This window comes from Bacillus sp. FSL R7-0672 (genome assembly GCF_038601465.1).
Taxonomy (GTDB): Bacteria; Bacillota; Bacilli; order Bacillales; family Bacillaceae; genus Bacillus; species Bacillus pumilus.
In genome coordinates this window covers 265,651-288,691 of record NZ_CP152010.1, presented here as the reverse complement: position 1 = coordinate 288,691, position 23,041 = coordinate 265,651, and the positions used below count along the sequence as shown (strand labels likewise).

The window sequence follows — 23,041 nt, the reverse complement described above, 5'->3', positions numbered from 1 at the left end:
CGATGCCGGGGGTTTTTTCTTATCGTTTTTTGTTTGAACCCTATATTTAATTCCGAATTACAGCCAAGAAAGTAAGATACGGTCTATTATGAAGGAGTTTCTTTTACAGCTTCATACTCTTTTATCACCTCAACCGGATCAACCGCATCCTCATCTTGTACGTATTCCTCTACATAAGGATCCATTAATTTCTCAAACTTTTGTTCGTCGTCTACTAAAGCAACATACGTTTCATATCCTTCAAAATCAGATGGATATAAATGTGCAACGGAACTACCCGTTTCTAATGCCTCATCTATCGCTTTTCTTAATTCCAATAATCCTTTCCTGTTCCCCAAAATAAACGCTTCAAAATGGTGTGTTTGTTGAGCATATATATTACATAGCTCTAGCACATCATCGTCTACTGTTTGATAAGACATACACGAATCACCTCATTAATCTAATTGGGATAATAATGTAATTTCTCCCTTCCATTATGCCATTCCTTTCACCCGATAGTGAATCTCTTTTATATAAATCTCTGGATATAAAAAAACTTGCAGATAAAATCTACAAGTTTTTACTTTCTTATTTCGCAAGCATCCATTTTTCTTTCATAAACAAGCTTCTCACGATGACAAACAAGATGACGACTGCGAGGGCTGAGGAGCCGAGTGTCAGAGTGACGGCCATCGGATCAATGATGCCAAACATCAATTGCTTACAGAGCGCATGAATATTGAGGAATGGGACAGCAAAGTAATACGTATCTAGCTGCGTAGCACCTGCTCTCATGGTAAAGAACATTGGGATCACACCTAATGTAATGATCATGGACATGTACGATTGCGCTTCTTTCACTGAGCTTGAAACGACACTGAGTAGCAGTTCAATCATCGATACCATGAAGGAGAAGATGATGAGCGCCGCAAACATGACGCCGATAATACTCCACATTTGATCACCAAAGTTCAGTGCTTGTTTTAGCTTTTCTGTAAAGAGCAGCGTGGATAGTAGCAGCATGCCGATCGCCACAATTCCACTTAAAATCCCGAACATGGAGACAGCCAGCCATTTTCCGATGAGAATTTGGAGTCTGCTGGCAGGTGTCAGGAACAACGCTTCAATGGATTTTCGGTCTTTTTCACCCGCTACAATATCAAGAGCAGCTGGCAAAGCACCTGAGATGACGGAGGTCACCAAAATCATCGGAAGGAGAATCGACAAAAGCATAGAGGTCATGCCATTTTCTCCTTCATCGCCCTCTTCTACATCAACAGCCTGCACCTGAAATGGATGAACAACAGACGTATTGATTTGATCAGCGGCTAAACGCTTTTCTACGACTTGGTTTTGATACTGCTCCAGTAAGGATTGCAGCATTTGAACCGTTATCACCGAATCATCATCTGTTGTGTACCCATGAATTTTAATCGCAAATGATTGTTGATGCTGAAGCATGTCGTCTGCCTCTTTCGGCATTTCCAGGTAAGCATTCGCCTTTCCATCTTTGACAGCTTGCTGCGGGTCATCAAATGTTTCAAGTGTGAGGTTTTTGACCTCTTTGATCATTTGATTCATTTCAGTTGGAAGCTGTTCATTCACTGCGACCGTATAGGTTTCATCTCCTGGATCTGCAATCATGCTTTCATAAAAGAACACCAATCCAAGCATCGTCAAAAGAGGAATCAGCACTGTTAAGAGCAGCGTTTTCCGGTCTCTTAGCGCATCTGTCATTTCTTTTTTAAATACGGTTTTCCACATTATGAAATCCCCCTAGCGAGCTTCGACATAAAGATATAGTTCAAGTCATCACTTTGTTCCTGTGTATATAATTCTGGAAGTGTCCCTTTATACACAAGCTCTCCTTGATGAATCATCATGACACTGTCACAAAGCTGGCTGACTTCTTCCATGATGTGGCTTGAAAAAAGGATGGTTTTATTTTGCTGCTTGAGCTGATGAATAAAGTCTCTGAAAATATTACTTGATGTAATATCCAAGCCTGTTGTCGGCTCATCAAATAAAATAATGTCAGGATCATGAATCAAGGTTCTGGCAATCGCCACCTTTTGTTTCATTCCTCTTGAGAATCCTTTCACCTTTCGATCCATATATTGTCTCATCCCAAAACGCTTTGCCAAATCCTCTATTCTTGCTTTGATTTCATGCTGATCTAAGCCATACAATTTGCCAAAGTATTCAAGGTTTTCTCGTGCCGTCAAACGATCGTAAAGTCCCGTCTCACCGCCAAACAAGACACCAATTCGCTTTTTCACTTCTGTTGATTCTTTCACCGTATCAAAGCCTGCGACAGTGACTGATCCGTGCGTAGGTTCTAACAATGTGGCTACGGCGCGTAACAATGTGGTTTTCCCTGCACCATTTTCTCCTAGGATGCCAACGACTTCCCCTTCCTTCACGGAGAACGTCATATGTTTCATCGCTTTTACGACCTTTTTCTTATCTTTAAACCAGCAGCTGCAATCGCTGAGAGTAATCATTTGGTTCGCCCCTTTCGACTTCCTAAGTCTATGATAGAAAAAATAACGCATGCCTGACATAAAAATGTCGCGAAACGTCCTTTTTCTGTCTTGAAATGATCTATTTTAAAAAAACAAATGGTAAAATAGACAAATAATAAGAAGAGTCATAGGTGATTTTTATGATAAAAGTAGGTCTCGTTGATGATTACCGAGTAGATTTAGAAAAGCTGCACGCCATTGTAGGCAGAATGGAGGCTGTGGAGATTGTCTTTGTCACGCAGTCAGCAGAGGATGCCTATGAGAAGGTCAAACAAGGAGATATTGATCTGTTGTTCGCAGACATTGAAATGCCCGGAATGTCCGGTTATGAATTAGCGGATCTCATTCACTCTCATGCACTGAATGTCGATGTTGTATTTGTGACAGGAAACAGCGGATATGCGGTCCATGCATTTGATTTAAATGTTCACGATTATATTATGAAGCCCTACCAAGCCGATCGAATTGCCAAATCCTTAGAGCGCTACTTGTCCACCAAGCAGGAGAAAAGCATTCATGGACGGCTTCTCATTAAGCAGCAGTCAGATATTCACGTGCTGCAAAAGAAGGATGTCATTTTTGTTGAGCGAACAGGCAGGTCAACCACCATTGTCACAACAACAGGAGATATCCAGACATATCAGACATTAAACGAGTTAAAGGGCGATCTAGCTGAAAAAGATTTTATCCGCTCTCACCGATCGTTTATCATCAATATTCATTACATTAAGAACTTCTCAGCGTATGCCAAAAATTCATTTATCGTGTCTTTTGAAGGTACAGATAAAAAAGCCATGATGACCAAGCAGCAATTAGAATACTTTAAGAAATATTATTTTTAAGGAGAACGAACGTGAACGCTTTCTATCTTGGATTCCGCATGTATGCTCTCATATGGCTAGGTCTTGCGTTTCATGCAGCTGCTGAAGCTATTCTGCCGCTATCATCAGGAGTGCTGTGGCTCCTCACTTTTTGTGTGATTTGTCTTTATACATTTTTCATATACAAAAGGTTTTTGCCTCATGTGAGTGGTTATGTGATGTTGGGCGCTTTTGTGCTCTTTACCTGTGCAGGTCTTTCCCTTTTTCTGACGCAAGGAAATGGCTGGAGCTCTCTTTTGGCTTTTGTGATCATCATGACAACAGATATCCTTGCATTGAAGATGATGCATACGGAGAGACGATTAAACGGGCGGCTTCAAGAGCTGATCAACGCAGAATCAAGAACCAATGAATTGCTGCTTGAGCTGCGCAGTAAACATCATGAAACAGCTAGACATTTAAATGCCTTTTCCGCGTCAAACGAAGAGCATGAGATCAAGGATTTGATTCAGCAATACGTGAAACATTTCCCTTGGATGAAAGGAGAAAATGCTTATTTGGCCTCAACTCTGCATTCCTTTTTCCAACGGGCTGAAAAAGAGGACATTGCCCTTTCTCTAGACCTTCAAGCACCTTTTTCATCGCTTCCCTTTTCTAAGGCGGATCAGGTTAGTTTCACTGGCAACTTGCTTGATAATGCCTTAGACGCAGCGATTGAAGCGAAGCAAGCCGGAAAAGAGGGCAGCATCTCGATTGCGACCTCTATTCGGAGCGGGCTCTTTTTAATCCATTGTGAAAACAGCACAAAAGGAATGGAAAAACACGTGTTAGACCATTTGTTCAAAAACTTTGGCCGCTCGACAAAAGGCGGAGATCATCAAGGAATGGGGACGTATATCATTCATCAGCTTGTTGAAAAGGCAGACGGTGCTCTTGATTTCACATACCGTTCTCCACATTTGCGGCTTGTCATCAAAATCCCCCTCACGATGTCATAAAAAAAAGGTGCAGCTAAGCACCTTTTTTATTAAGAGAAAATGTGGTCAATTTGATTGATTTCCTCTTTTGTTAATTGAACTTCGTTTGTTTTTAAGTTTTGCTGAACTTGCTCAGCTCGTTTTGCACCTGGAATAATGGCGTCGATGCCGTCCTGTGCTAAAAGCCAAGCGAGTGCGACGTGTGCCGTTTCGGCGTTCTTTGATTGTGCAATTGCCTTTAGCTTGTCTACTTTTTCGAGGTTTTGAAGGAACGCCTCGCCTTGGAAAAGCGGATCTTTTGCTCGAATATCATCAAATGTCGCATCCTTCGTAAATTTCCCAGTCAACAAGCCTGATGCCAATGGGAAATACGGAATAAAGGAAATACGATGCTCGACGCAGTATGGGAGAAGATCCTTCTCTGCCTCACGTTTCAGCAAAGAATACTCCGACTGAAGCACATCTAAGTAGCCGTCTCGATTAAAGGCTTGAAGTTGTTCAAAATCAAGGTTAGATGCACCAATGGCCCTGATTTTCCCTTCATCCTTCAATTCCTTTAATGTACCTGCTACTTCTTCCAGCGGCGTCCGGCCGTCTGGGAAATGCATATAGTATAAATCAATATAATCTGTTTGCAGTCGTTTCAGGCTATGTTCGACCTGCTCTCTTAAAAAGTCCCGGCTGTTATCCAGCTCAATTTGTCCGTTTACTTCTTTATGAGCCCCCTTTGTCGCAAGGACGAGGTTCTCTCTACCGCCTCTTTTGGCAATAATCTCACCGATCAATTCCTCAGAACGGCCCAGCCCATAAATAAAAGCAGAATCTAAGAAATTGACACCTTGATCAAGAGCTGTCTCCACAAGCTCTCGTCCGGCATCTTCACTCAGGTTGGGGAACAAATTATGTCCACCTACCGCATTCGTACCAAGCCCTATCGGATTCACCTGTAAATTAGTTCGTCCAAGCGTTACCTTTTTCAAAAGCTCATCTCCCTTATCTGCTTAATCATCCTTATTTTCCCATGAAACCTTTTCAACATTCAAGTATCCTGCTCTCTGAAGCACAAACACCCTCACTTCATGATTTTTACGTAAAAAACATTTAAAACCGATAATAAATCTACAAATTAATTCTTATTGACCGGTATATTAGACTCACAAATTTCCTTTTATTATTGATTTTTGTGTAAATTCCTTTCAAAGATAGGGACTAAAACCTATTCCTCATCATGATCGAATTTCGATAGAATGAAAAGTACACATCGTCATAAGGAGATTTTCCCCTGTAACACCCGAATATACCATTCTATCTGTTTCTTTTTTCATAGTCAGATAGCGGGAATGAAATGACGAAAGAAAAGCAAAGGAGCATCAACTGTGAATCTTAAAAAAATAAGCGCACTCCTCATGATTTCATTCGTGATGATCATCTCTGCAGCTTGCCAGAGCTCAGCCAAATCAAGCAACGCTGATCAAAAATCAACAAAAACAGCAGAGGTAAAAGTCGATAGCTACGAATATACGTTACCAGAAGACTCAACAACTACGCTTAGAGACAATGAATTGGTGCTAAAAGTCAACCTGACGATTACAAATAAAGGTGACAAAGCTCTATCATTATATAGCTCTGACTTCTCCCTTTATCAGGATGATGCCAAAGTATCTGATTTAAAATTTTACGGAAGTAAAGACCGTCTTGACCTCGGTTCATTGAACAAAGGCAAATCTCAATCAGGTGCTCTTTATTTCCTTGTAGACAAAGGGAAAAGATATCAGTTCGTTTACCAAGACAGCATCAAGAAAAACAGTGATTCGATCGAAATCGACCTAGATGGAAACAAAATACTTGATACAGCGAAAAAGCTGGATAACCCTGCAAAGGCGCTTTCCGCTTATACTGATATCATTGTCTTTGACAAAAAGAACGATCAATTTGCAGATTTAACGGGCGACAACCAATCCGATGTCGTGAATAAATACCACGACATGTTCGTAAAAGACTTCAAAAGAAGCGCCGGAATGTACGGCAATGAAGTAAGTGACCGTGATATTCTGTCTATGTACAAACGGATTCAAGACACCATGAAGGATAAAACCAAAGTAGAAACAAGTGTAAAAACCATCTCTAATGACGAGGCGAAGGTTGTCGCTCAAGTAACAGGCATTGATGCTTCTAACTTAAAAGACAAGCTAGACAAGCAAAGAGATGAGTTTTACAACGGCAAGATCCGCTCTAAAGAAGAATTGTATAAGAAAAGCTTAAACTTGTACGCATCTGAATTCGAGAAGCTTCCTCCAGTCTCCAGCCCGGCTGAATACGAAGTGAAAATGAAACGTAATGGGGATGGTCAGTGGAAAATTGACCTTAACGATTACAATACATCGCAGTACATGAGCGGTTTTATTAAAACAAGATAATCATGAACTAAAAAAGACGCTGGCCCAATGAAGGTGCCGCGTCTTTTCTTATGCTATACAGTCGCCTCTTGCTCTTCTTTCACCGCTTTTTCAATATCTTTAAAACGGCTCGATACAGTAGACGCACTAATGCCATACTTTTTCGCTATTTGCGCTTGAGAAAGCGGGGCATCGCTTGCAAGTGAATGAATGTAGTATTCGATTCCCGCAGCAAATGATGCTGCTTTACGGATCACAGGTGATTTCTGATCACAATAGGCTTTCCACACAGTTAAAGCGCCATCAGTCAAGCTTTGGTCCCCGTGTTCCTTCATTCCGTCTTCAATCAGCTTAGCTGTTTCCAGTTGAACGTCATTTGCCCAGTCCATGCGATCTGCTGTTAGACCTGTATCGCCTTCTGTTTGAGCAGATGTTTCTGATTCTTCTACTTCTTGCTTCGCAAACATGCACTCCAACACGTCAGGGAATGATTCTCTCATAAATGTGCTGCGCGTTCCTCCATTTGCCTCATATGCTTCAACAAGCTGACGAACTTGAAGAAGAAGCGTATCTGTAAACTCCTTCGCAAACATCGTATATTGAATGAAAAACTCTGCTTTTTCTTCAAATTGAACAGGGAATCCAAGTACGAGACTTCCCTTTTCAGGCAGCACTGTTTGATCCGGTTTTACATCTACTTCAACCTTTTCAGCTGTCACCATATTCTCAAAGTAAAGAGACTCGTCCGTTTTTTCATTTAATAAAAGCAAAGAAGGCTCCATGTCTGTCCATGATTGAACCACTTGTTTTGTTTTCGGACGGGTAATATCCTCCGCTTTCTTTGTCAGGAATTCTTGGAAGATGGTTTCTTTCTGATCCGTTAATGGACGGAAGAAGATGCCCCATACACTCAAATGAAAGACTGAGATTTGTTGCGTTTCTTTATCCATATCTGCAAGAAAAGAAAACTCATTAATGAATTGATTGATGGCTCTCTGATGTTTAGAGAATGCGTAATTCATTAAATCCTTTTGAACTTGTACAGCTTCCTTAAACACAAGCTCAGACGTTTGTTCTCCGCCTGACTTTTGACCACAGCAATGTTTATATTTTTTTCCGCTCCCACAAGGGCAGAGCGCATTTCGTTTAATTTTTCCCAAAATAAAACCTCCGACATTCTAGTCTAACCTCACTAGTTTAACAAACGATTGCACAAGAGAGTTTTATTTTCAAGAAAAAAGAAAAATCAGAATGATCAGTTAAATAATAAAGATACTTGAAGATCACGACAAATCATAGGAATAGCGGTCTTTTTCTGTTTATTTTCTCCAATCATTCCAATAGATTTTCTTCAGCTCATTCCCTCAAATAACTGCTTTGCCTCAAAATAAAAGATTTGAACAAACTTCTTCGTATTGACTCTGCCCGTTGATCCTGCGGATGATGAGGTCTTCTGCATTTCTTTCATTCTTTGGCTGACATCGGTAAAGTCAAAAAACTTCGACGCATAGTGCTCAAACTTAGGATTCGAGAAATCTGTTAATCCTAGTGAAGCAAAATGATTCAAAGAATGATGAATAGCGCGCCTAATCCGCTGTTCTGCCGCTTTCACTTCCCTCATCACTTCGACATCGGTTGCCCCATGATCCAGCTTCCTCTCCGCTGTTTTGATAAAGAGCTGCTTTAGCGGCGGGAAATTAACCTCATGAGAATTGGCTGACTGTGTTTCATGTAAGTAGATCAGTATCTCAAGTAAATCCTTAGAACCGCTCTCGCCGACAATTCCTAGTTCGGATAAGAGAAATTCCCCCGCCTCTTTCATCGTCCTTTTCTTCAATCCATTGCCCGTTGTATTATGAGAAATCACAGGCTCTAACGGCAGCACATGGCGAAGGGAAGCTTGAATATCGTAAATCGATTTCTCGAGTTTGATCCGCTCCATGACTTTTCGAATCACACTGACGATCTCAATTCGATTGACAGGTTTATGAATATAATATTCGATCCCTAATTCATAGGCTTCTGCCATCATCTCTTTCGCCTCTACTTGGGAAATCATCATGATTTTACCTTTGAATTCAGGGTGAATATGACGAATGGTTTGAATGCCATCTCTAGCAGGCATCAAAAGGTCAATCAGAAGGATGTCTATTTTTTTCAGATTCAATGAATGGGCTTCTAATCCAACACCGTCATCGGCTTCATCCACGACCTCTCCCAAATCTTCATCCTCAATGATTTGTCCTAAAATCGAGCGTATTGCACGATCATCATCTGCAATGAAAAATCGCATACACTCACCCTCTCTGTATTAAATTTTGTATAGGAAGGAGTAGCTGAAAAGCTGTTCCCTTTGTTTCTCTTTGTTCGATTTTAATTGTACCGCCAAGCTCTTTAACCAGCTCTTTCACATAGGATAAGCCAATCCCAGTTGATGGTGTTCCATATGCATCAAATTTAGAAGTATAGCCTGGATCAAATACTATTTCTCTCATTTTTTCAGGAATCCCCGGGCCATCATCTTCAATCCGAATCTCTATTTTATCATGACTTCCTTTCAATACGAGTGAGATCATTCCGTTATCCTTTATGGCTTCAACCGCATTTGCCATTAAATTATTAATGAGCGATAAAAAAATGAACACATGATAATCATGCAAATGAATGCCTCTTATATCAGATATAAAGGAGATGTTTTTCCCTAGAGAGAACGCATACTTTTCTTGAATGCGGAGTACAATTTGAACGAGTTCTTCTGCCTTCATATAGTCTTGCATATTTTCCTTAGAAATTAGCTTCGAAAGCCCAGCATATATACGCTGATTATCCTTTTTCACTTCATGGATTTCTCCTGCAAGCTTCAATAGCTCCTGACTCACTTTCTTCCCTGCTTCGTGTTCATGCAAGAGACGATAAAGCCTGTATGATTCTTGCGTAATGTGCTCTGTATGTTTTAACGTTTTCTTTAAATGAACCGTTTCTTCGTATAAATTTGAAATGACCATCATCATATGCTCATTTTGTTTCATGATTTGCTTCTCTCTTGATTGTGCCTCATATAGCTTCATCATATTAAAAAAGCTGATTACGACAAAGCTGTGAGCAAACGCAATGAGAAACATATCACTCAGCTTTGATAGCGTCATCGTCGTATCAAACACTAAAAATTGTACAAAGAGCTCAACAAAATCAGCCACTAATTCAATCATGAGACCAATGATGCCAATAAAAATAGAGCGCTGTTTAAAACGTCCCGTACGGACGGCAAAGAACAGGAATGCATATGTAAGATAGAAAAAGAAACTTGGGAATTGCTGATAAAATGATGCAGCGAGATCAGCATGATGCTGCATCAGATCTAAACCTACTCGAAAAAGCACAATGGCTGCGCCTGTTAAAAACCCGGGCAAGAACGGTCTAGATTTCCTTAAGAGTAATAAACAAAAGAAAAACGCAGGTGCCCCAAAGCTGATCCGGAACGTCTCATTCACAGGATAAAACTTCAGTTCTCCTGCAAGCGGCACAATCACCACCATAAAAATTAATATGAATGCGTCTTTTTTAACAAGCTGGTTTAAACTCAAATAACTGACATCCCTTCCCCTTTTTGCATAGCCACAGTATACAAGGAGACTCTTTTCTTCACAACGTACAAAAAAATAATTTTCACAGCTCCTTCTTTCCTCAAAATCCTTTTTTATGACTATTCACCGAGACGGCATGGTGACCTTTCAGCTATTCAGCATTTTGGATATTGTCTACAATAATGGGAATTGTTTAGACAATAAGCGACAAACCGATTTTTTATTTGTAAGTTTTTCTGTAGATTTTCGTCAGATTGTGTAGTTTCCAAGATAAATTGAATGAACAATTTTAGTGAAACTATATGTAAGCGTTTTCTGAATTTTCACTAAAAACCCTTTTTGTTTTTTCGCCGCCAAAGCCTTCATTTGAACATATATTTAGGTGTAAAGGAGTGGTACAAGCAGCGCATGACAAGTTCTTTGAAGATGTGTAACATGTTTTCGTGCCTATTTGATCGCATTTTTTGTCATCCGCCAATTCAATAGGGTACTTTTTGATTTTTGATTGGAGGAATCGTATGAAAACAGCAATTTCTAATAATACACAACACGCATGCCAGTCTTCTGTTGATCAATGGGCAGAAGAAATTCGTCCGTATTACAAAAATGGACAAAACGCTGGCTATATTCCAGCACTCGGAAAAGTGAATTCCTCTCAACTTGGTATCAGCGTGATAGGCCCAGATGGATCATCTGTACGATATGGTGATTGGGACGTTCCCTTTACCCTGCAAAGTATCTCAAAAGTCATCAGCTTTATAGCTGCCTGTTTAGGAAGAGGCGTTCCTTACGTCTTGGACCGGGTAGATGTAGAGCCAACTGGTGATGCATTTAATTCCATCTATCGTCTTGAGATGCATAAACCAGGGAAGCCCTTTAATCCAATGATTAATGCTGGAGCTATTACCGTATCCTCCATCCTTCCCGGAAAGACTTCTACAGAAAAGCTAGCATATATTTTCGATTTAATCGAAAACTTAATAGGAAAGCGTCCATCTGTCAATGAAGAGGTTTATCAATCAGAATGGGCAACTGCGCACCGCAACCGTGCTCTTTCTTATTACTTAAAAGAAACCAATTATTTAGAATCAGATGTCGAGGACACATTAGAAGTGTACTTAAAGCAATGTTCCATCGAGGTTACAACAGAGGACATCGCCTTGATTGGGCTGATTATATCAAGTGATGGCTATCATCCCTTTAAACAGGTTCAAGTCATTCCAAAAGATATCGCAAGACTAACAAAGGCATTGATGCTGACATGCGGCATGTATAATGCGTCTGGTAATTTTGCTGCTTTCGTAGGCGTTCCAGCCAAAAGTGGTGTGTCTGGAGGAATTATGGCTTGCGTTCCGCCAAGCGCAAGAAGAGAATTTCCATTTCAGACAGGCTGCGGAATCGGTATTTATGGTCCCGCCATTGACGATTGCGGAAATAGTATTACCGGTGTCATGATGCTGAAAAAGCTCGCAAAAGAGTGGGATCTCAGTATTTTTTAAAATGAACAGTCATGAATTCGAAGAGGTGATGTTATGAACGAAAAAGCTTTGCTATCTTATTTAACACATACAAATGATTTTATTTGGACTTATATTGTCATTGCTCTGTTACTTGGAGTTGGTGTCTACTTCACATATAGAACACGCTTCCTGCAAGTGAGAATGATTAAAGAAATGGTGCGTGTCCTGAAAGAAGGAAGAAAAGAAAAAGAAGGGATATCACCGTTCCAAGCATTTGCCATCAGTATGGCGGCACGTGTAGGAACAGGAAATATCACAGGGATTGCCATCGCCATTGCAATTGGTGGACCTGGGGCAATCTTTTGGATGTGGATCGTAGCGATTATCGGTTCTGCCTCAAGCTTTGTTGAAAGTACGTTAGCCCAGGTGTATAAAGTGAAAGATAAAACAGGATTCCGCGGTGGACCTGCTTATTACATGGAAAAAGGGTTAAACAAGCGCTGGATGGGAATTTTATTTGCGATTCTGATTACAATTTCTTTTGGAATCGTCTTTAATGCAGTGCAATCAAATACAATCACTGTCGCTTTTGAAAACTCCTTTGGATTAGACCGTTTAACAGTCGGTATTGTGATGGCTGTTATTTTTGCAGCAATTATTTTCAAGGGAATCCAAGCCATTGCAAAAGCTTCTGAATACATTGTCGTTGTGCTGGCTCTAGCTTATATCGGAATTGCATTCTTTGTTATTGTGACAAATATCACTGAACTTCCTGGTGTCATCAGTACGATTGTGAAACACGCCTTCGGGTTTGAACAGTTCGCTGGTGGAACATTAGGCGGCGCATTATTACAAGGGATTAAACGTGGTCTTTTCTCGAATGAGGCTGGTATGGGTAGTGCACCTAACGCAGCAGCAACAGCTGTGACAAGTCACCCTGTAAAACAAGGATTAATCCAGGCGTTTGGCGTGTTAACAGATACATTAATTATTTGTACAAGCACAGCCTTCCTTGTCCTGTTCTCTGATGCATACAAAACAACGAACCTGCAAGGAATTGAATTAACACAGGCTTCACTCAGTCAGCACATTGGACCATGGGCCTCTGGATTCCTTGCTATCATGATTTTCCTATTCGCCTTTAGTACATTAATCGGTAACTATTACTACGGTGAAACGAACATTGAATTCCTTGGAGCCAACAAAGTTTGGCTTAACATCTATCGAATTGCCGTTATTGGAATGGTTCTTTTCGGTGCAGTTGCTACTGTTCCTCTCGTGTGGGGTCTAGCCGATCTCTTCATGGGACTCATGGTCATCGTCAACCTCATCGCCATTACCATGCTGTCTAAGGTCGCCTTTGCAGCATTGAAGGATTATACGAGACAGAAAAAAGAAGGCAAGGATCCTGTCTTCTATAAAAATGCCGTTCCAAACAATGAGAAAATTGAATGCTGGGACGACGAACCTGCTTCGTTGAAAAAGAATCATATTGGGTAAATCACAAAAGCTCTGGTCCTCTGACCAGAGCTTTTTTCTTTAGTTCAAAAATTCGAGTATGAGTTTGTTCACCACTTCTGGTTTTTCATGATTGATCCAATGAGAGGCATCATCGACAAAAATCAGCTGACCATTTGGGCAAATCTTCATCGTTTCCTTCGCCAGCTTTCTGCTTAAAAACTTGTCCTCCATCCCCCAGATCATGCGAACAGGTACTAGAATGCGCTTTGATATCGGCTTTTCAAAGCCACCCTTTTTGATGGCGCGGTACCAATTCAGCATTGAGGTCATGGCCCCTGGCTGCGTCCAAGCCAGCTTATAGCTTAATATATCTTCCTTCGTGAACAAATGGGGTCTTGCAGTCAGCCCAATGGCTTCATCCAGTTTTTGAAAGTGATTTTCCTGGAGAGCTGCCTCTGGCACATTCGGGAGCTGAAAGAATGCGATATAGGAGCTCTTCTTCCACTGCGGGGGATAAAATGGAAGAACCTTCATCATCACCCGCGGATGCGGCATGTTGACAATGATTAGTTTCTCTACATATTGAGAACGTGTGGATGCCAAATGCCATGCAACTGCCCCGCCCCAATCATGACCACCCACAATCGCCTTTTGATTCGGACTAAGCGTCTTAATCAGCCCTACGATATCATCTCTCAGTTGATCTAATACATAGGATTCGATTCCTTCTGGCTTATCACTTAGATGGTAGCCTCTTTGATCAGGAACGACGACACGATAGCCTGCCTCAGCCAGGGGCATAATTTGGTTCTTCCAGCCGTACCAGAACTCAGGAAATCCATGCAGCAGTATAAGTAGCGGGCCATCCTCAGGTCCAGCCATTGCTGTGTGAAGTGTTACACCATTTGTTTGGATTGATTGAAATTCAATTTGCTCCATCCCTTTGCCACCTTTCTCCTTGTTCTTTTATTCTTCCAACATAGCATATTTTCCATTTTTCAGAAAATAAAAGCACTCCCAAAAAAACCTTCACAATGGTGAAGGTCTTCGTCTATTTCATATAATTCAGCACCCAGATCAACCCATTTTTGCGGTCCTGTACTTGTCCGTGAAGTGCCCCAAAGAACGTATCCTGTAATTCGACCAGTACATCTCCATCAGCTTCTAGCGCTTCATATACAGCCTTTAGTTCTTCTTCATTGTCAAACTGCATAATCAATCTGAGATGTTCAGGCTTTGGTGTTTGGTCAAACGTATCTGAAAAGTGAAGCAGCGATTCTCCAAGGTGCAGTTCTGCATGCAGCACACGGTCTTGATGTTCATTTAAAATATGAATATCACCGCCAAAAATCCCTTGATAATATTGAAGAGATTCCTTCACATCGTCTACCACAATATAAGGACTAACACTAATCATACCCCTCATCCTCCTCTTATTCCGTCCATCTTCTCTTTTATAGCTTATCCCAAATCGTATGAAAAAAGGCACAAACCGTCAACGGATTTGCACCTTTTTCTCATGAAGATTTCGCTAATTCACTATGTTTGTTTGAATACGCTGCGTACATGACGACACCGATTAACAGCCAAACGCCAAAGTAAAGCCACGTCCGGCCTGGTAAGTTGAGCATAAGGAACAAGCAGCAGCCCATTGAAATAATAGGTAAGACCGGCACAAATGGAACCCGGAATCCCCTCTCAAGCTGCTGATGTGTCTTTCTCAAAATGAGCACAGATAAACTCACCATTGCAAACGTCAATAAAGCACCGATATTCGCTAAATTGGACAAGTCCTTTAAATCAATAAACCCTGAAATAACAGCTGTCATGCCGCCAATCATCCATATGCTTGCAACAGGCGTATCGCTTTTGTTTATTTTCGAAAACACTTTCGGCAAAAGACCATCTCGTCCCATCGCATAGGCAATTCGAGTTGCTGCATAATTATTGGCGAAAATCACAGCCATCAATCCAATGACCGCACCGACAGAAATAATACCGGCTACGCTATTTTGATGTACACTTTGCAAGACATAGGACATAGCCTCTGTGACATTCAGTTTTGTATAGTGCACCATACCTGTCATAATCAAACAAACGACAATGTAAATGATCGTGCAAATGAGTAATGAGCCAATAATGCCAATTGGCAGGTTCCGCTGCGGATTTTTCACCTCTTCTGCAGAAGCAGAAATCGCATCAAATCCTAAGAAGGCAAAAAACACAGCAGCAGCACCGGCAATGACGCCTTCTGCACCAAACGGCATGAACGGCTGCCAATTGGATGGCTGTACATAAAACCCGCCTACTACAATGAAAAGAACAATAATACCGAGTTTCACAAACACCATGATATTATTGAATTTTTTACTTTCTTTCGTTCCTCTTGATAAGATCCACGCAATCAGTAAGGCAATGATAATAGCTGGCAGATTCATATATCCACCTTGTTCCGGTCCCGCTAAAAATTGATGGGGGATTGAAATCCCAAACCCCTCAAGCAAGCTGTTGAAATAGCTCGACCAGCCACTGGCGACAGCTGAAGCAGTCAGCATATAAACGGACAATAACGTCCATCCCATTAGATGCCCGACAAGCTCACCCATCGTTGTATATGAATAAATGTACGCACTGCCGAATACAGGCAGCGCTGAAGCCATTTCTGCATAGCAAAGTGCTGCCAAACTGCACACAATCGCTGCGATAGCAAAGGAAAAAATGACAGCCGGCCCTGCATCCTTAGCCGCTGTAATTCCGGTTAACACCATGACCCCCGTGCCGATCACTGCCCCTATACCAAGGAGCGTGAGATCGAGCCCGCCCAGCGTTTTCTTTACCTTTTGCTGCCTGCTCTGTTCTAACAAATCGTGAATGTGTTTCTTACGTAGAATATGTCGCAAACCCTTTCCCTCCAAAACGTTAGAAAAACAGAAAATCATTCAAATTTCATTATAGCAGAATAGGCACTACGCATTCACAACCAATTCACGTAAATCTTTCTTCATGATTTTACCAAGCTTATTCTTTGGCAGCTCCTGTATGAAATGGATGGAGGGCACTTTGTAATCTGCCAAACGTTCCTGGCAATAGTTCACAACATCTTTTTCGCAAAAATCGACGGAATCGTCTTTTACGATATACGCACTTGGCACTTCACCATATAATTCGTCCGGTACCCCAATGACAGCTGATTCAATCACACCTGGAATTTGATCAATGACTTCTTCTACTTGGTCAGGATAGATATTATCCCCGCCGTACAGAATCACATCTTTGTATCTTCCTGTGATGAAAAGAAAACCGTCTTCATCTAGATACCCTGCATCCCCCATATGGAACCAGCCATCTTTCAGCACCTTCTCTGTAGCGTCAGGCTGATGATAGTAGCCTAGGAAATAAAATGGGCTTCTCATAACGACTTCGCCAATCTCTCCAGCTGGCAATGTCTCCTCTGTCTCAGGGTGCATGATTTTCACTTCTACATCCGGATCCACTTTACCTGCAGAGCCCATTTTATCCTCGCCCATCGCTGGATGCCACGCACTCACAACCCATGCTTCGGTACTTCCATAGCCATGCATCATCTGAATGCCTACTTCTTTGTAATCTTTAATTAAGCGTACCGGCACCTTCGTACCGCCAGAAATCGCAATTTCAAAAGATGAGAGATCGTACGAACCGCGTTTCATTTCTTCTAGCATGTACGTGTAAGCTGATGGGAAAGCCATCATGAACGTAATTCTTTCTTTCTCAATCGTTTCTAAAATGCGCTTCGGTGTTGCATCATGTAAGAAGACGAGCGTATACCCTTCAATCGCAGCTGCGATCAGGTGATTAATCGAACTCATATGATACAGAGGGTGACTCGCCAAGTACCGTTTTCCTTTCAGATCGAAACCTCGATTCCCATGTCTTGTTAAAAATTGATAGATTCGTCCATGTCCGACCATACAGCCCTTTGGATTCCCCGTTGTCCCAGAGGTGAATAAAATCATCGCTAGATCCTCTTCTGATACCTCTTCAGCAAGGTTACTTCCATCATTTGAAGCCAAAATGTCTTCAAACAGCTGTGTTGTTTTCGCATTGACACCGGATTCCACCATCAGGCAATCTTCTAAAAACACATTCACTGCCGCAATGATGTCACGGAATTCACGGTCAAAAAATAAAGCCTTTGGCTCTGCTTTTTTCAAAATACCTTCCAGCTCAAAGGAAGTAAGCTGCCAGCTAAGCGGAACTGCGACTGCACCTGCTTTAATGGCTGCCAGCATAATCGTTGAAAAGTGATGATGGTTTTGACAAATAAAGCAAACACGGTCCCCTTTTCGAATCCCCTTTTGATGTAAGTAATGAGCGAGCTGGTCAATGCGTTTTGCATATTCTTCAAATGTATAAGACACACCCCCGCCAGTTACCGCTTCAATTTGTGAAGAGCGTTCCATTCTGTCGTTAAGTAATGCCTGTAATGTATTCAATATCTTCATCTCCAAACGTTTGATTTACAAAAGCCAATTTCCAGTGAATGGATTGGCAGATTTTATCTCATTACATTCTAAAATAAAACCAGCTGAAAGTAAAATCATTTCAATTTGGAATTGTTCTTTATATTAATTGATAATATAGGTAATTTTATAGCCGTCTTCCATTTTGGTTTAAATGATGATAACTATTATGATAAGATAGACCTAGTAATTGATCGGAAAATGCGAATGCAATAGGAAAAGAGGTATGGAGAATGCAACATTTCGAGCTAGAGGCAAGTTTATTAGATCATGCGCTGACAAAGTATTTAAAGGCGACGAAACAAATAGATGAAGAGAACATCCCGAAAAACGTCACGAATGTGAAAGGGTTTATTTTACGCATCATTTATCGTCATCAATCATGTACTGTGAAAAATATTCTGCAGGAAGTTTCATTATCTCCCTCTGCAACAACAACCGCTCTCAATCACTTAGAAGATGAAGGGCTGATTATCCGCTCTCGAAATAATAATGACCGCCGTACTGTATGGATTGAACTCTCTGAATCAGGTGAACAAATTGCAAAACAAATGATCGACAACCGCCAGCTGCTTGTCAATCAGCTGTTCGACCACCTTTCAGAAGAAGATAAAAAAACATTTTTTGAATTAATCGAAAAAATGATGGACGAGCACACATTAAAGGCTTAGGAAAATTCCTAAGCCTTTGTCCTCTTTTCAGCGTGATAGAAAACCTTTGCAGTCTAGGAAGGACGAGTACCGGAGCGGAGCGAATTTAGATTCGTGAGCACCGGAACGCAGACCTGACACCGAATGCGAGGGTTTGTCTACACGCTGAGGCTTAGGGATAAACCTAAGCCTTCTTTTTTATGGCTTTAAAATGACCTTTATACAATCATCCTTCTTATCATTAAATATGTGATACGCATGAGCGGCATCATCTAACGGCAATTGATGTGTGATGATTGCTCTAGGATCAATTTCACCGGTTGTCACTTTTTGATAAAGCTTTGACATGTACCCTCTTGCTGGGGCCTGCCCCATTTTCAGCGTGACGTTTCTTGCGAAAAAAGCGCCTAATGGAAACATATTGTACAGCCCCCCATACACACCAGTCAGCTGAACCGTTCCACATTTCCGAACAGCTTTTGTAGCAATTTGAATCGGTCCAATTGTTCCGCCTTGCAGCTTGAGTTCCTGCTCAATTTTTTCAAGCGGCGATTTCTTCCCTTCCATTCCCACACAATCGATCACAACATCGGCTCCACCCTTGGTGAGCTCCTTTAACGTTTCTCCCATGTCTGGGTCTTCTGTAAAATCAAATACTTCTACGCCGCTCATCCGCTTTGCATGTCGCAGACGGTAATCAATGTAATCGACCGCAATCACACGTTCTGCCCCTTTTTGCCATGCAAATTGCTGTGCCATTAACCCAACAGGTCCACAGCCTAACACAATGACCGTATCACCTTTTTTCACACCGGCGTGCTCCACGCTCCAATAAGCAGTTGGAAGAACATCCGATAAGAACAGCAGTTGTTCATCCTCAAGCTCACAATCACCTGGGATCTTAAACGGGGTGTAATTTCCAAAAGGCACGCGTAAATATTCTGCCTGTCCTCCAGGGTAGTTCCCATATTTCTCACTATATCCAAAAAGTCCACCCGAATCGTAGTGCGGGTTTGAGTTGTCGCATTGGCTTTCTAAGTGGTGATGACAATATTGGCATTGACCACATGCAACGGTAAATGGGATAACGACACGGTCTCCCTTTTTCACTGCCGTGACATCCGGTCCAACTTCCTCCACAATCCCCATTGGCTCATGCCCAATCACATAGCCGATTGGAAGCGGGAAATTACCCTGATACAAATGTAAATCAGATCCACAAATTGCTGTTGATGTCATTCGGATGATCACATCTTCCCGATCTTGAATAGATGGCGCATCTACTTTCTTCACTGCAATGCTATTTTTCCCCTGATAAGTAACAGCTCTCACATGCATTTCCTCCTTTAGCGAAAATCATCTGTACATAGCTTCACCTTGAATGGATGGTTCATTCATCAGATCAGGATTATTAAAAAACAAAAAAGCCTGTCGATCGGTTCGACAGGCGCTTATTCAATCATGTGTAACGCGTTACATATTTATCCTTTTTCGATAAAGACCAAATCATATTGAGAGGAAGTCTCTCGATCAATCATCAAGTTCCCTTCTTGAATAAAATAAGGACATATACTCGGGCTTTGTGATTCTTCAAATTGCTCATACAACTGCTCAATCTTTCCAGGGAGCAGTAAAAGCAAAAATTTATTAGAATGGGACACGAATTCATAAGAGTGAATTGTATCCGGCGGTATATAGGCAAAGTCACCCGGCATCAGGCATATATCCTCTCCGTTCAATTGAAGATTCATTTTTCCCTCAACGCAATAGAGTGCTTCTGTATGTACTTGATGATAATGCGGAGGAAAATACTTTCCTTTCGCGCCTTCAATCACAAAATGACTGAATCCGCCTCCAGTTGTTTCTGTTGTTGCGATCAGCTCATGAAGCTGACCATCAATAATGTATTGCTTCCCTTCACCAGCCTCTAATACGTAGGGCTGCACCGCCTGAGGGAGCTGACTATGAAATAATACGGAGGGCTTAGTTGTATTTGACAGCTGCCTGATACCATGCATCAATATGAGATCGCTTTCTTTTTCAGCTTGTTCAAAGCTGTCTGCATCGAAAGCATGATCGGTCATCGGCCATTCGTTCCGCTGAAGCCTTTTCCCAATTTGCTGATAGACATCTGTCATTTGTCCGCCCAACGTATATGAAATAAATCTTGTTTTGTGACTATGCATTCTGTAGCCATGGATCGTTTTGGGCGGGATATGAATATAATCGAAGGCTGTGACCATATATTTTTTACCGTCCAAGATCACTTCAAGCTTTCCTTCCAGCACAAAAATGGTTTCAAATAAGTGCTCATGACAGTGAAGTGGAAAATAAGCTCCTTTCCCACCTGTGATTAAGACAAGCTCAAACAGCTCATTCGTTTGATTTGCTTCTGCCAGCACATGAACAAGCTGATTTTCCAGCCCATACAGCTTCCCTGAACCAGACACGGTATAAAAAGAGGTTCCTTCGGATTGCTTGATCGATTGCGGTTGCTCCGACATCCCATCACTCCTCATGACTAATTGACTATCTTTATTATATAGACCAATTGATATAATAGATAGACAATATGCGAGAGATTTTACTCTTCTCGCATAAATAAGTGTCTAAGGTAACATTTCACATGTTCTAACGGGGTCGTTTGTTTGAGTGCGGTTGTCATCGATAGACCCCCAATCACCATTGAATGAAGGAGAGAAGCCAGCTCATCCGCTTTGTTTTCTTCATATCCGCTGTTCATGAGCTTTTCTTTCACAAGCTTTTGCCAGCGGATCATTTCTTGTTTACATGCAGTATGAAGCTGCGTATGTTCTGGCTTGGATTCTGCCGCCAGCAAGACAATCGGAATGCCTCTTTCATTTTCTTGCTCCGTAAATCCCCGAATGATATTTGTCATAAAGCGGTCGATGGCGATATAAGGATCATCCGAATAGGCAAAGCTTTCTTCAATTCGATCGATGACCTTTTGACTAATATATTCAACGGCTGCTATGGCTAGCTCTTCTTTTCCGTTTGGAAAATAATAATAAAGAGATCCTTTAGGCGTGCCGCTCTCTCTAATGATTTGATTCAATCCTGTCGCATGATACCCCTGTTTTCGTAAAAGAAGTGCGGCCGTTTGAATAATTCTATCCTTCGTACTCACGTGTGACACTCCTTTCCCTCCAATAGACAAATGTCGTTTCAACGTATGAGTTGATTTGTTCCTTTCCAAATCGAAGATGTCTCCATTTCTGCTGCAAGCCGAAGAAGCCAATCCTCTTTCCCCTTAGGTGCTGTTACCTGTACCCCTAAAGGCATGCCCGCCTTAGTGAGATGAACAGGAACGCTCATAGAAGGCTGACCCGTTAAGTTGGCAAGCTGTGTAAATGGTGTGTAGGTCAGACTCTTTAAGAACATGTCATAAATGAGATCCTGCTGCGCTTGCATTGAGAGAGATGACACACGTAAAAGTTCAGTGATTTCTTCTTTCGAATGCATCAACTCACCAACCTTAGGAGCAAAATAGGCAGTCGCTGGTGTCACAAAGAGATCATAGGTTTGATGAAATGACGCCATTTGTGCAGCTGCCATATCCCATGCATCAAGACTTTCTGTGTAAGCAGCTGCGGTTACATTTTTGCCAGCCTCCGCCAACACCCATGCCACGATGTCTGTTTCCTCCGGATTGATTGGACGTCCTAATGAACGATTCAAGGACGTGAATAATGCAGACATTTCTCCGCTGTTCATGACGTAGTATTGCTGCATCAGATGAATCCCATCGATTGCAGGCCCTGCTTCTTCTACTTGGTGCCCTTGATCACTCAGCCATTTCACTGTTTGCTGCACCGCCTGCTTCGCTTCCTCACTGACCTTCGTACCTACTGGTGATTCTACACTGTAAGCAATTCGCATAGAAGATGGACGTTTCACTAGATCTTCTTGATAGCTGCCGTCATATAATGGCGTTTGGAAAGCTGCTTCAGGCTGAATGACTTGAAGCAGATCAAGAAGAGCTGCACTGTCCCTCACTGTTTTTGTTAGTGTAAAGTCAATGGATGCCCCTTGCCACTGCCTTCCTGCGCCTGGTCCTACCGGCGTTCTTCCTCTTGTTGGCTTGAGACCGAACAAACCTGTAAAGGATGCTGGAATCCGAATGGAACCTCCACCATCACTTGCTCCACCAGCAGGTACGATGCCGCTTGCAACAGCTGCTGCCGTCCCGCCGCTTGAACCGCCAGGGGAATAGCCAGGATGCCAAGGGTTCCTCGTTGGACCATGTAAAGCAGGTTCTGTTACATTCCTTAATCCAAATTCTGGTGTGTTTGTATGTCCCATCATGAGAAATCCAGCCTGCTTCAATCGCTGGACAAAGTGGGAGTCCGTTTTTGCCTTTACATCCTTTAACAATGCAGCACCTGCTGTCAGCGGTTCATTTTCCAGTCCTTGCGATATATTTTTCAGTACAAATGGAACGCCTGCAAACGGCTGATTCGTATGTAATGTCTTGATTTCTTTTAATACTTGATCTTGTCTTGTCTGAATCAACGCATTTAGTTCAGGATTGACCTCATTCAATCTAGCAAATGCAGCTTGTACAAGCTCATCTGGTGTTACCTGCTTATTCCGTACAAGTGCTGCCAAGCCTGTCGCATCATACGTCATATACTCTTTTACGTTCATCAGCATATCCTACTT

The 23,041-nt window shown here is 41.8% G+C and carries 21 protein-coding genes; 6 read left to right on the top strand and 15 right to left on the bottom strand.

The features are described 5' to 3' along the window. Window positions 1-86: 86 nt before the first annotated feature. From MKY18_RS01585 to MKY18_RS01575, 3 genes are all read right to left on the bottom strand, one after another. Window positions 87-422 (bottom strand): hypothetical protein, encoded by a 336-nt coding sequence (locus MKY18_RS01585; RefSeq protein ID WP_065098732.1) that lies wholly within the window; start codon window positions 420-422, stop codon window positions 87-89. Window positions 423-570: 148 nt separating this feature from the next. After that, window positions 571-1,746: an ABC transporter permease gene (locus MKY18_RS01580; protein ID WP_342497676.1), complete on the bottom strand. Its 1,176-nt coding sequence runs from the start codon at window positions 1,744-1,746 to the stop codon at window positions 571-573. Next, window positions 1,746-2,486: an ATP-binding cassette domain-containing protein gene (locus MKY18_RS01575; protein ID WP_003217123.1), complete on the bottom strand. Its 741-nt coding sequence runs from the start codon at window positions 2,484-2,486 to the stop codon at window positions 1,746-1,748. The genes MKY18_RS01580 and MKY18_RS01575 overlap by 1 nt, the downstream gene beginning before the upstream one ends. Before the next feature lie 161 nt (window positions 2,487-2,647). Between MKY18_RS01575 and MKY18_RS01570 the strand changes: the two genes are divergently transcribed. Together MKY18_RS01570 and MKY18_RS01565 are read left to right on the top strand one after the other, a co-directional pair. After that, window positions 2,648-3,349, top strand: a complete 702-nt coding sequence (locus MKY18_RS01570) for a LytTR family DNA-binding domain-containing protein (protein WP_268454194.1) — start codon at window positions 2,648-2,650, stop codon at window positions 3,347-3,349. 11 nt (window positions 3,350-3,360) lie between these two features. Beyond that, a complete protein-coding gene (locus MKY18_RS01565; RefSeq protein ID WP_217012755.1) occupies window positions 3,361-4,326 on the top strand; it encodes a GHKL domain-containing protein in 966 nt (321 codons plus the stop codon). Between the two features lie 29 nt (window positions 4,327-4,355). On the opposite strand, the gene MKY18_RS01560 is transcribed toward MKY18_RS01565, so the two are convergent. Further along, on the bottom strand, window positions 4,356-5,285 hold the full coding sequence (locus MKY18_RS01560; RefSeq protein WP_113768651.1) for an aldo/keto reductase: 930 nt from the start codon (window positions 5,283-5,285) through the stop codon (window positions 4,356-4,358). Between the two features lie 396 nt (window positions 5,286-5,681). Between MKY18_RS01560 and MKY18_RS01555 the strand changes: the two genes are divergently transcribed. Continuing rightward, a complete protein-coding gene (locus MKY18_RS01555; RefSeq protein WP_106066550.1) occupies window positions 5,682-6,722 on the top strand; it encodes a DUF4352 domain-containing protein in 1,041 nt (346 codons plus the stop codon). 53 nt (window positions 6,723-6,775) lie between these two features. Here MKY18_RS01555 and MKY18_RS01550 read toward each other — a convergent pair whose 3' ends face one another. The 3 genes from MKY18_RS01550 to MKY18_RS01540 all read right to left on the bottom strand — a co-directional run bounded on the left by MKY18_RS01550 (window position 6,776) and on the right by MKY18_RS01540 (window position 10,285). Continuing rightward, window positions 6,776-7,861, bottom strand: coding sequence for an SEC-C metal-binding domain-containing protein (locus tag MKY18_RS01550; RefSeq protein ID WP_113768649.1), 1,086 nt, complete (start codon window positions 7,859-7,861; stop codon window positions 6,776-6,778). Window positions 7,862-8,052: 191 nt separating this feature from the next. Next, complete coding sequence (locus MKY18_RS01545) at window positions 8,053-8,994, bottom strand: response regulator (RefSeq protein ID WP_065098726.1); 942 nt, start codon at window positions 8,992-8,994, stop codon at window positions 8,053-8,055. A gap of 4 nt (window positions 8,995-8,998) precedes the next feature. Then, window positions 8,999-10,285 (bottom strand): sensor histidine kinase, encoded by a 1,287-nt coding sequence (locus MKY18_RS01540; protein WP_342497675.1) that lies wholly within the window; start codon window positions 10,283-10,285, stop codon window positions 8,999-9,001. 518 nt (window positions 10,286-10,803) lie between these two features. On the opposite strand from MKY18_RS01540, the gene MKY18_RS01535 reads away from it, so the two are divergent. Together MKY18_RS01535 and MKY18_RS01530 are read left to right on the top strand one after the other, a co-directional pair. Continuing rightward, entirely contained in the window at window positions 10,804-11,784 is a 981-nt protein-coding gene (locus tag MKY18_RS01535) for a glutaminase (protein WP_342497674.1), read from the top strand. A gap of 33 nt (window positions 11,785-11,817) precedes the next feature. Further along, on the top strand, window positions 11,818-13,245 hold the full coding sequence (locus MKY18_RS01530) for an alanine/glycine:cation symporter family protein (RefSeq protein ID WP_065098724.1): 1,428 nt from the start codon (window positions 11,818-11,820) through the stop codon (window positions 13,243-13,245). Window positions 13,246-13,284: 39 nt separating this feature from the next. Here MKY18_RS01530 and MKY18_RS01525 read toward each other — a convergent pair whose 3' ends face one another. The 4 genes from MKY18_RS01525 to MKY18_RS01510 form a co-directional block, all read right to left on the bottom strand. Continuing rightward, window positions 13,285-14,145: an alpha/beta hydrolase gene (locus MKY18_RS01525; protein ID WP_113768646.1), complete on the bottom strand. Its 861-nt coding sequence runs from the start codon at window positions 14,143-14,145 to the stop codon at window positions 13,285-13,287. A gap of 112 nt (window positions 14,146-14,257) precedes the next feature. Next, window positions 14,258-14,623, bottom strand: a complete 366-nt coding sequence (locus tag MKY18_RS01520) for a VOC family protein (RefSeq protein ID WP_065098723.1) — start codon at window positions 14,621-14,623, stop codon at window positions 14,258-14,260. A gap of 100 nt (window positions 14,624-14,723) precedes the next feature. Next, window positions 14,724-16,106: an amino acid permease gene (locus MKY18_RS01515; protein ID WP_113768644.1), complete on the bottom strand. Its 1,383-nt coding sequence runs from the start codon at window positions 16,104-16,106 to the stop codon at window positions 14,724-14,726. Between the two features lie 66 nt (window positions 16,107-16,172). Next, window positions 16,173-17,681 carry an AMP-binding protein gene (locus tag MKY18_RS01510; RefSeq protein WP_217012757.1) on the bottom strand — a complete coding sequence of 503 codons (1,509 nt, stop codon included), beginning with the start codon at window positions 17,679-17,681 and terminating at the stop codon, window positions 16,173-16,175. A gap of 260 nt (window positions 17,682-17,941) precedes the next feature. On the opposite strand from MKY18_RS01510, the gene MKY18_RS01505 reads away from it, so the two are divergent. Beyond that, window positions 17,942-18,379 (top strand): MarR family transcriptional regulator, encoded by a 438-nt coding sequence (locus MKY18_RS01505; protein WP_044139220.1) that lies wholly within the window; start codon window positions 17,942-17,944, stop codon window positions 18,377-18,379. A 177-nt stretch (window positions 18,380-18,556) separates the two neighbouring features. On the opposite strand, the gene MKY18_RS01500 is transcribed toward MKY18_RS01505, so the two are convergent. The 4 genes from MKY18_RS01500 to MKY18_RS01485 form a co-directional block, all read right to left on the bottom strand. Beyond that, window positions 18,557-19,690 (bottom strand): zinc-dependent alcohol dehydrogenase, encoded by a 1,134-nt coding sequence (locus MKY18_RS01500; RefSeq protein WP_342497673.1) that lies wholly within the window; start codon window positions 19,688-19,690, stop codon window positions 18,557-18,559. Window positions 19,691-19,839: 149 nt separating this feature from the next. Further along, window positions 19,840-20,862: a quercetin 2,3-dioxygenase gene (locus MKY18_RS01495; protein WP_065098719.1), complete on the bottom strand. Its 1,023-nt coding sequence runs from the start codon at window positions 20,860-20,862 to the stop codon at window positions 19,840-19,842. A gap of 80 nt (window positions 20,863-20,942) precedes the next feature. Continuing rightward, window positions 20,943-21,506, bottom strand: a complete 564-nt coding sequence (locus MKY18_RS01490) for a TetR/AcrR family transcriptional regulator (RefSeq protein WP_065098837.1) — start codon at window positions 21,504-21,506, stop codon at window positions 20,943-20,945. Between the two features lie 38 nt (window positions 21,507-21,544). Continuing rightward, on the bottom strand, window positions 21,545-23,026 hold the full coding sequence (locus tag MKY18_RS01485) for an amidase (RefSeq protein WP_340908650.1): 1,482 nt from the start codon (window positions 23,024-23,026) through the stop codon (window positions 21,545-21,547). Window positions 23,027-23,041: the final 15 nt, after the last annotated feature.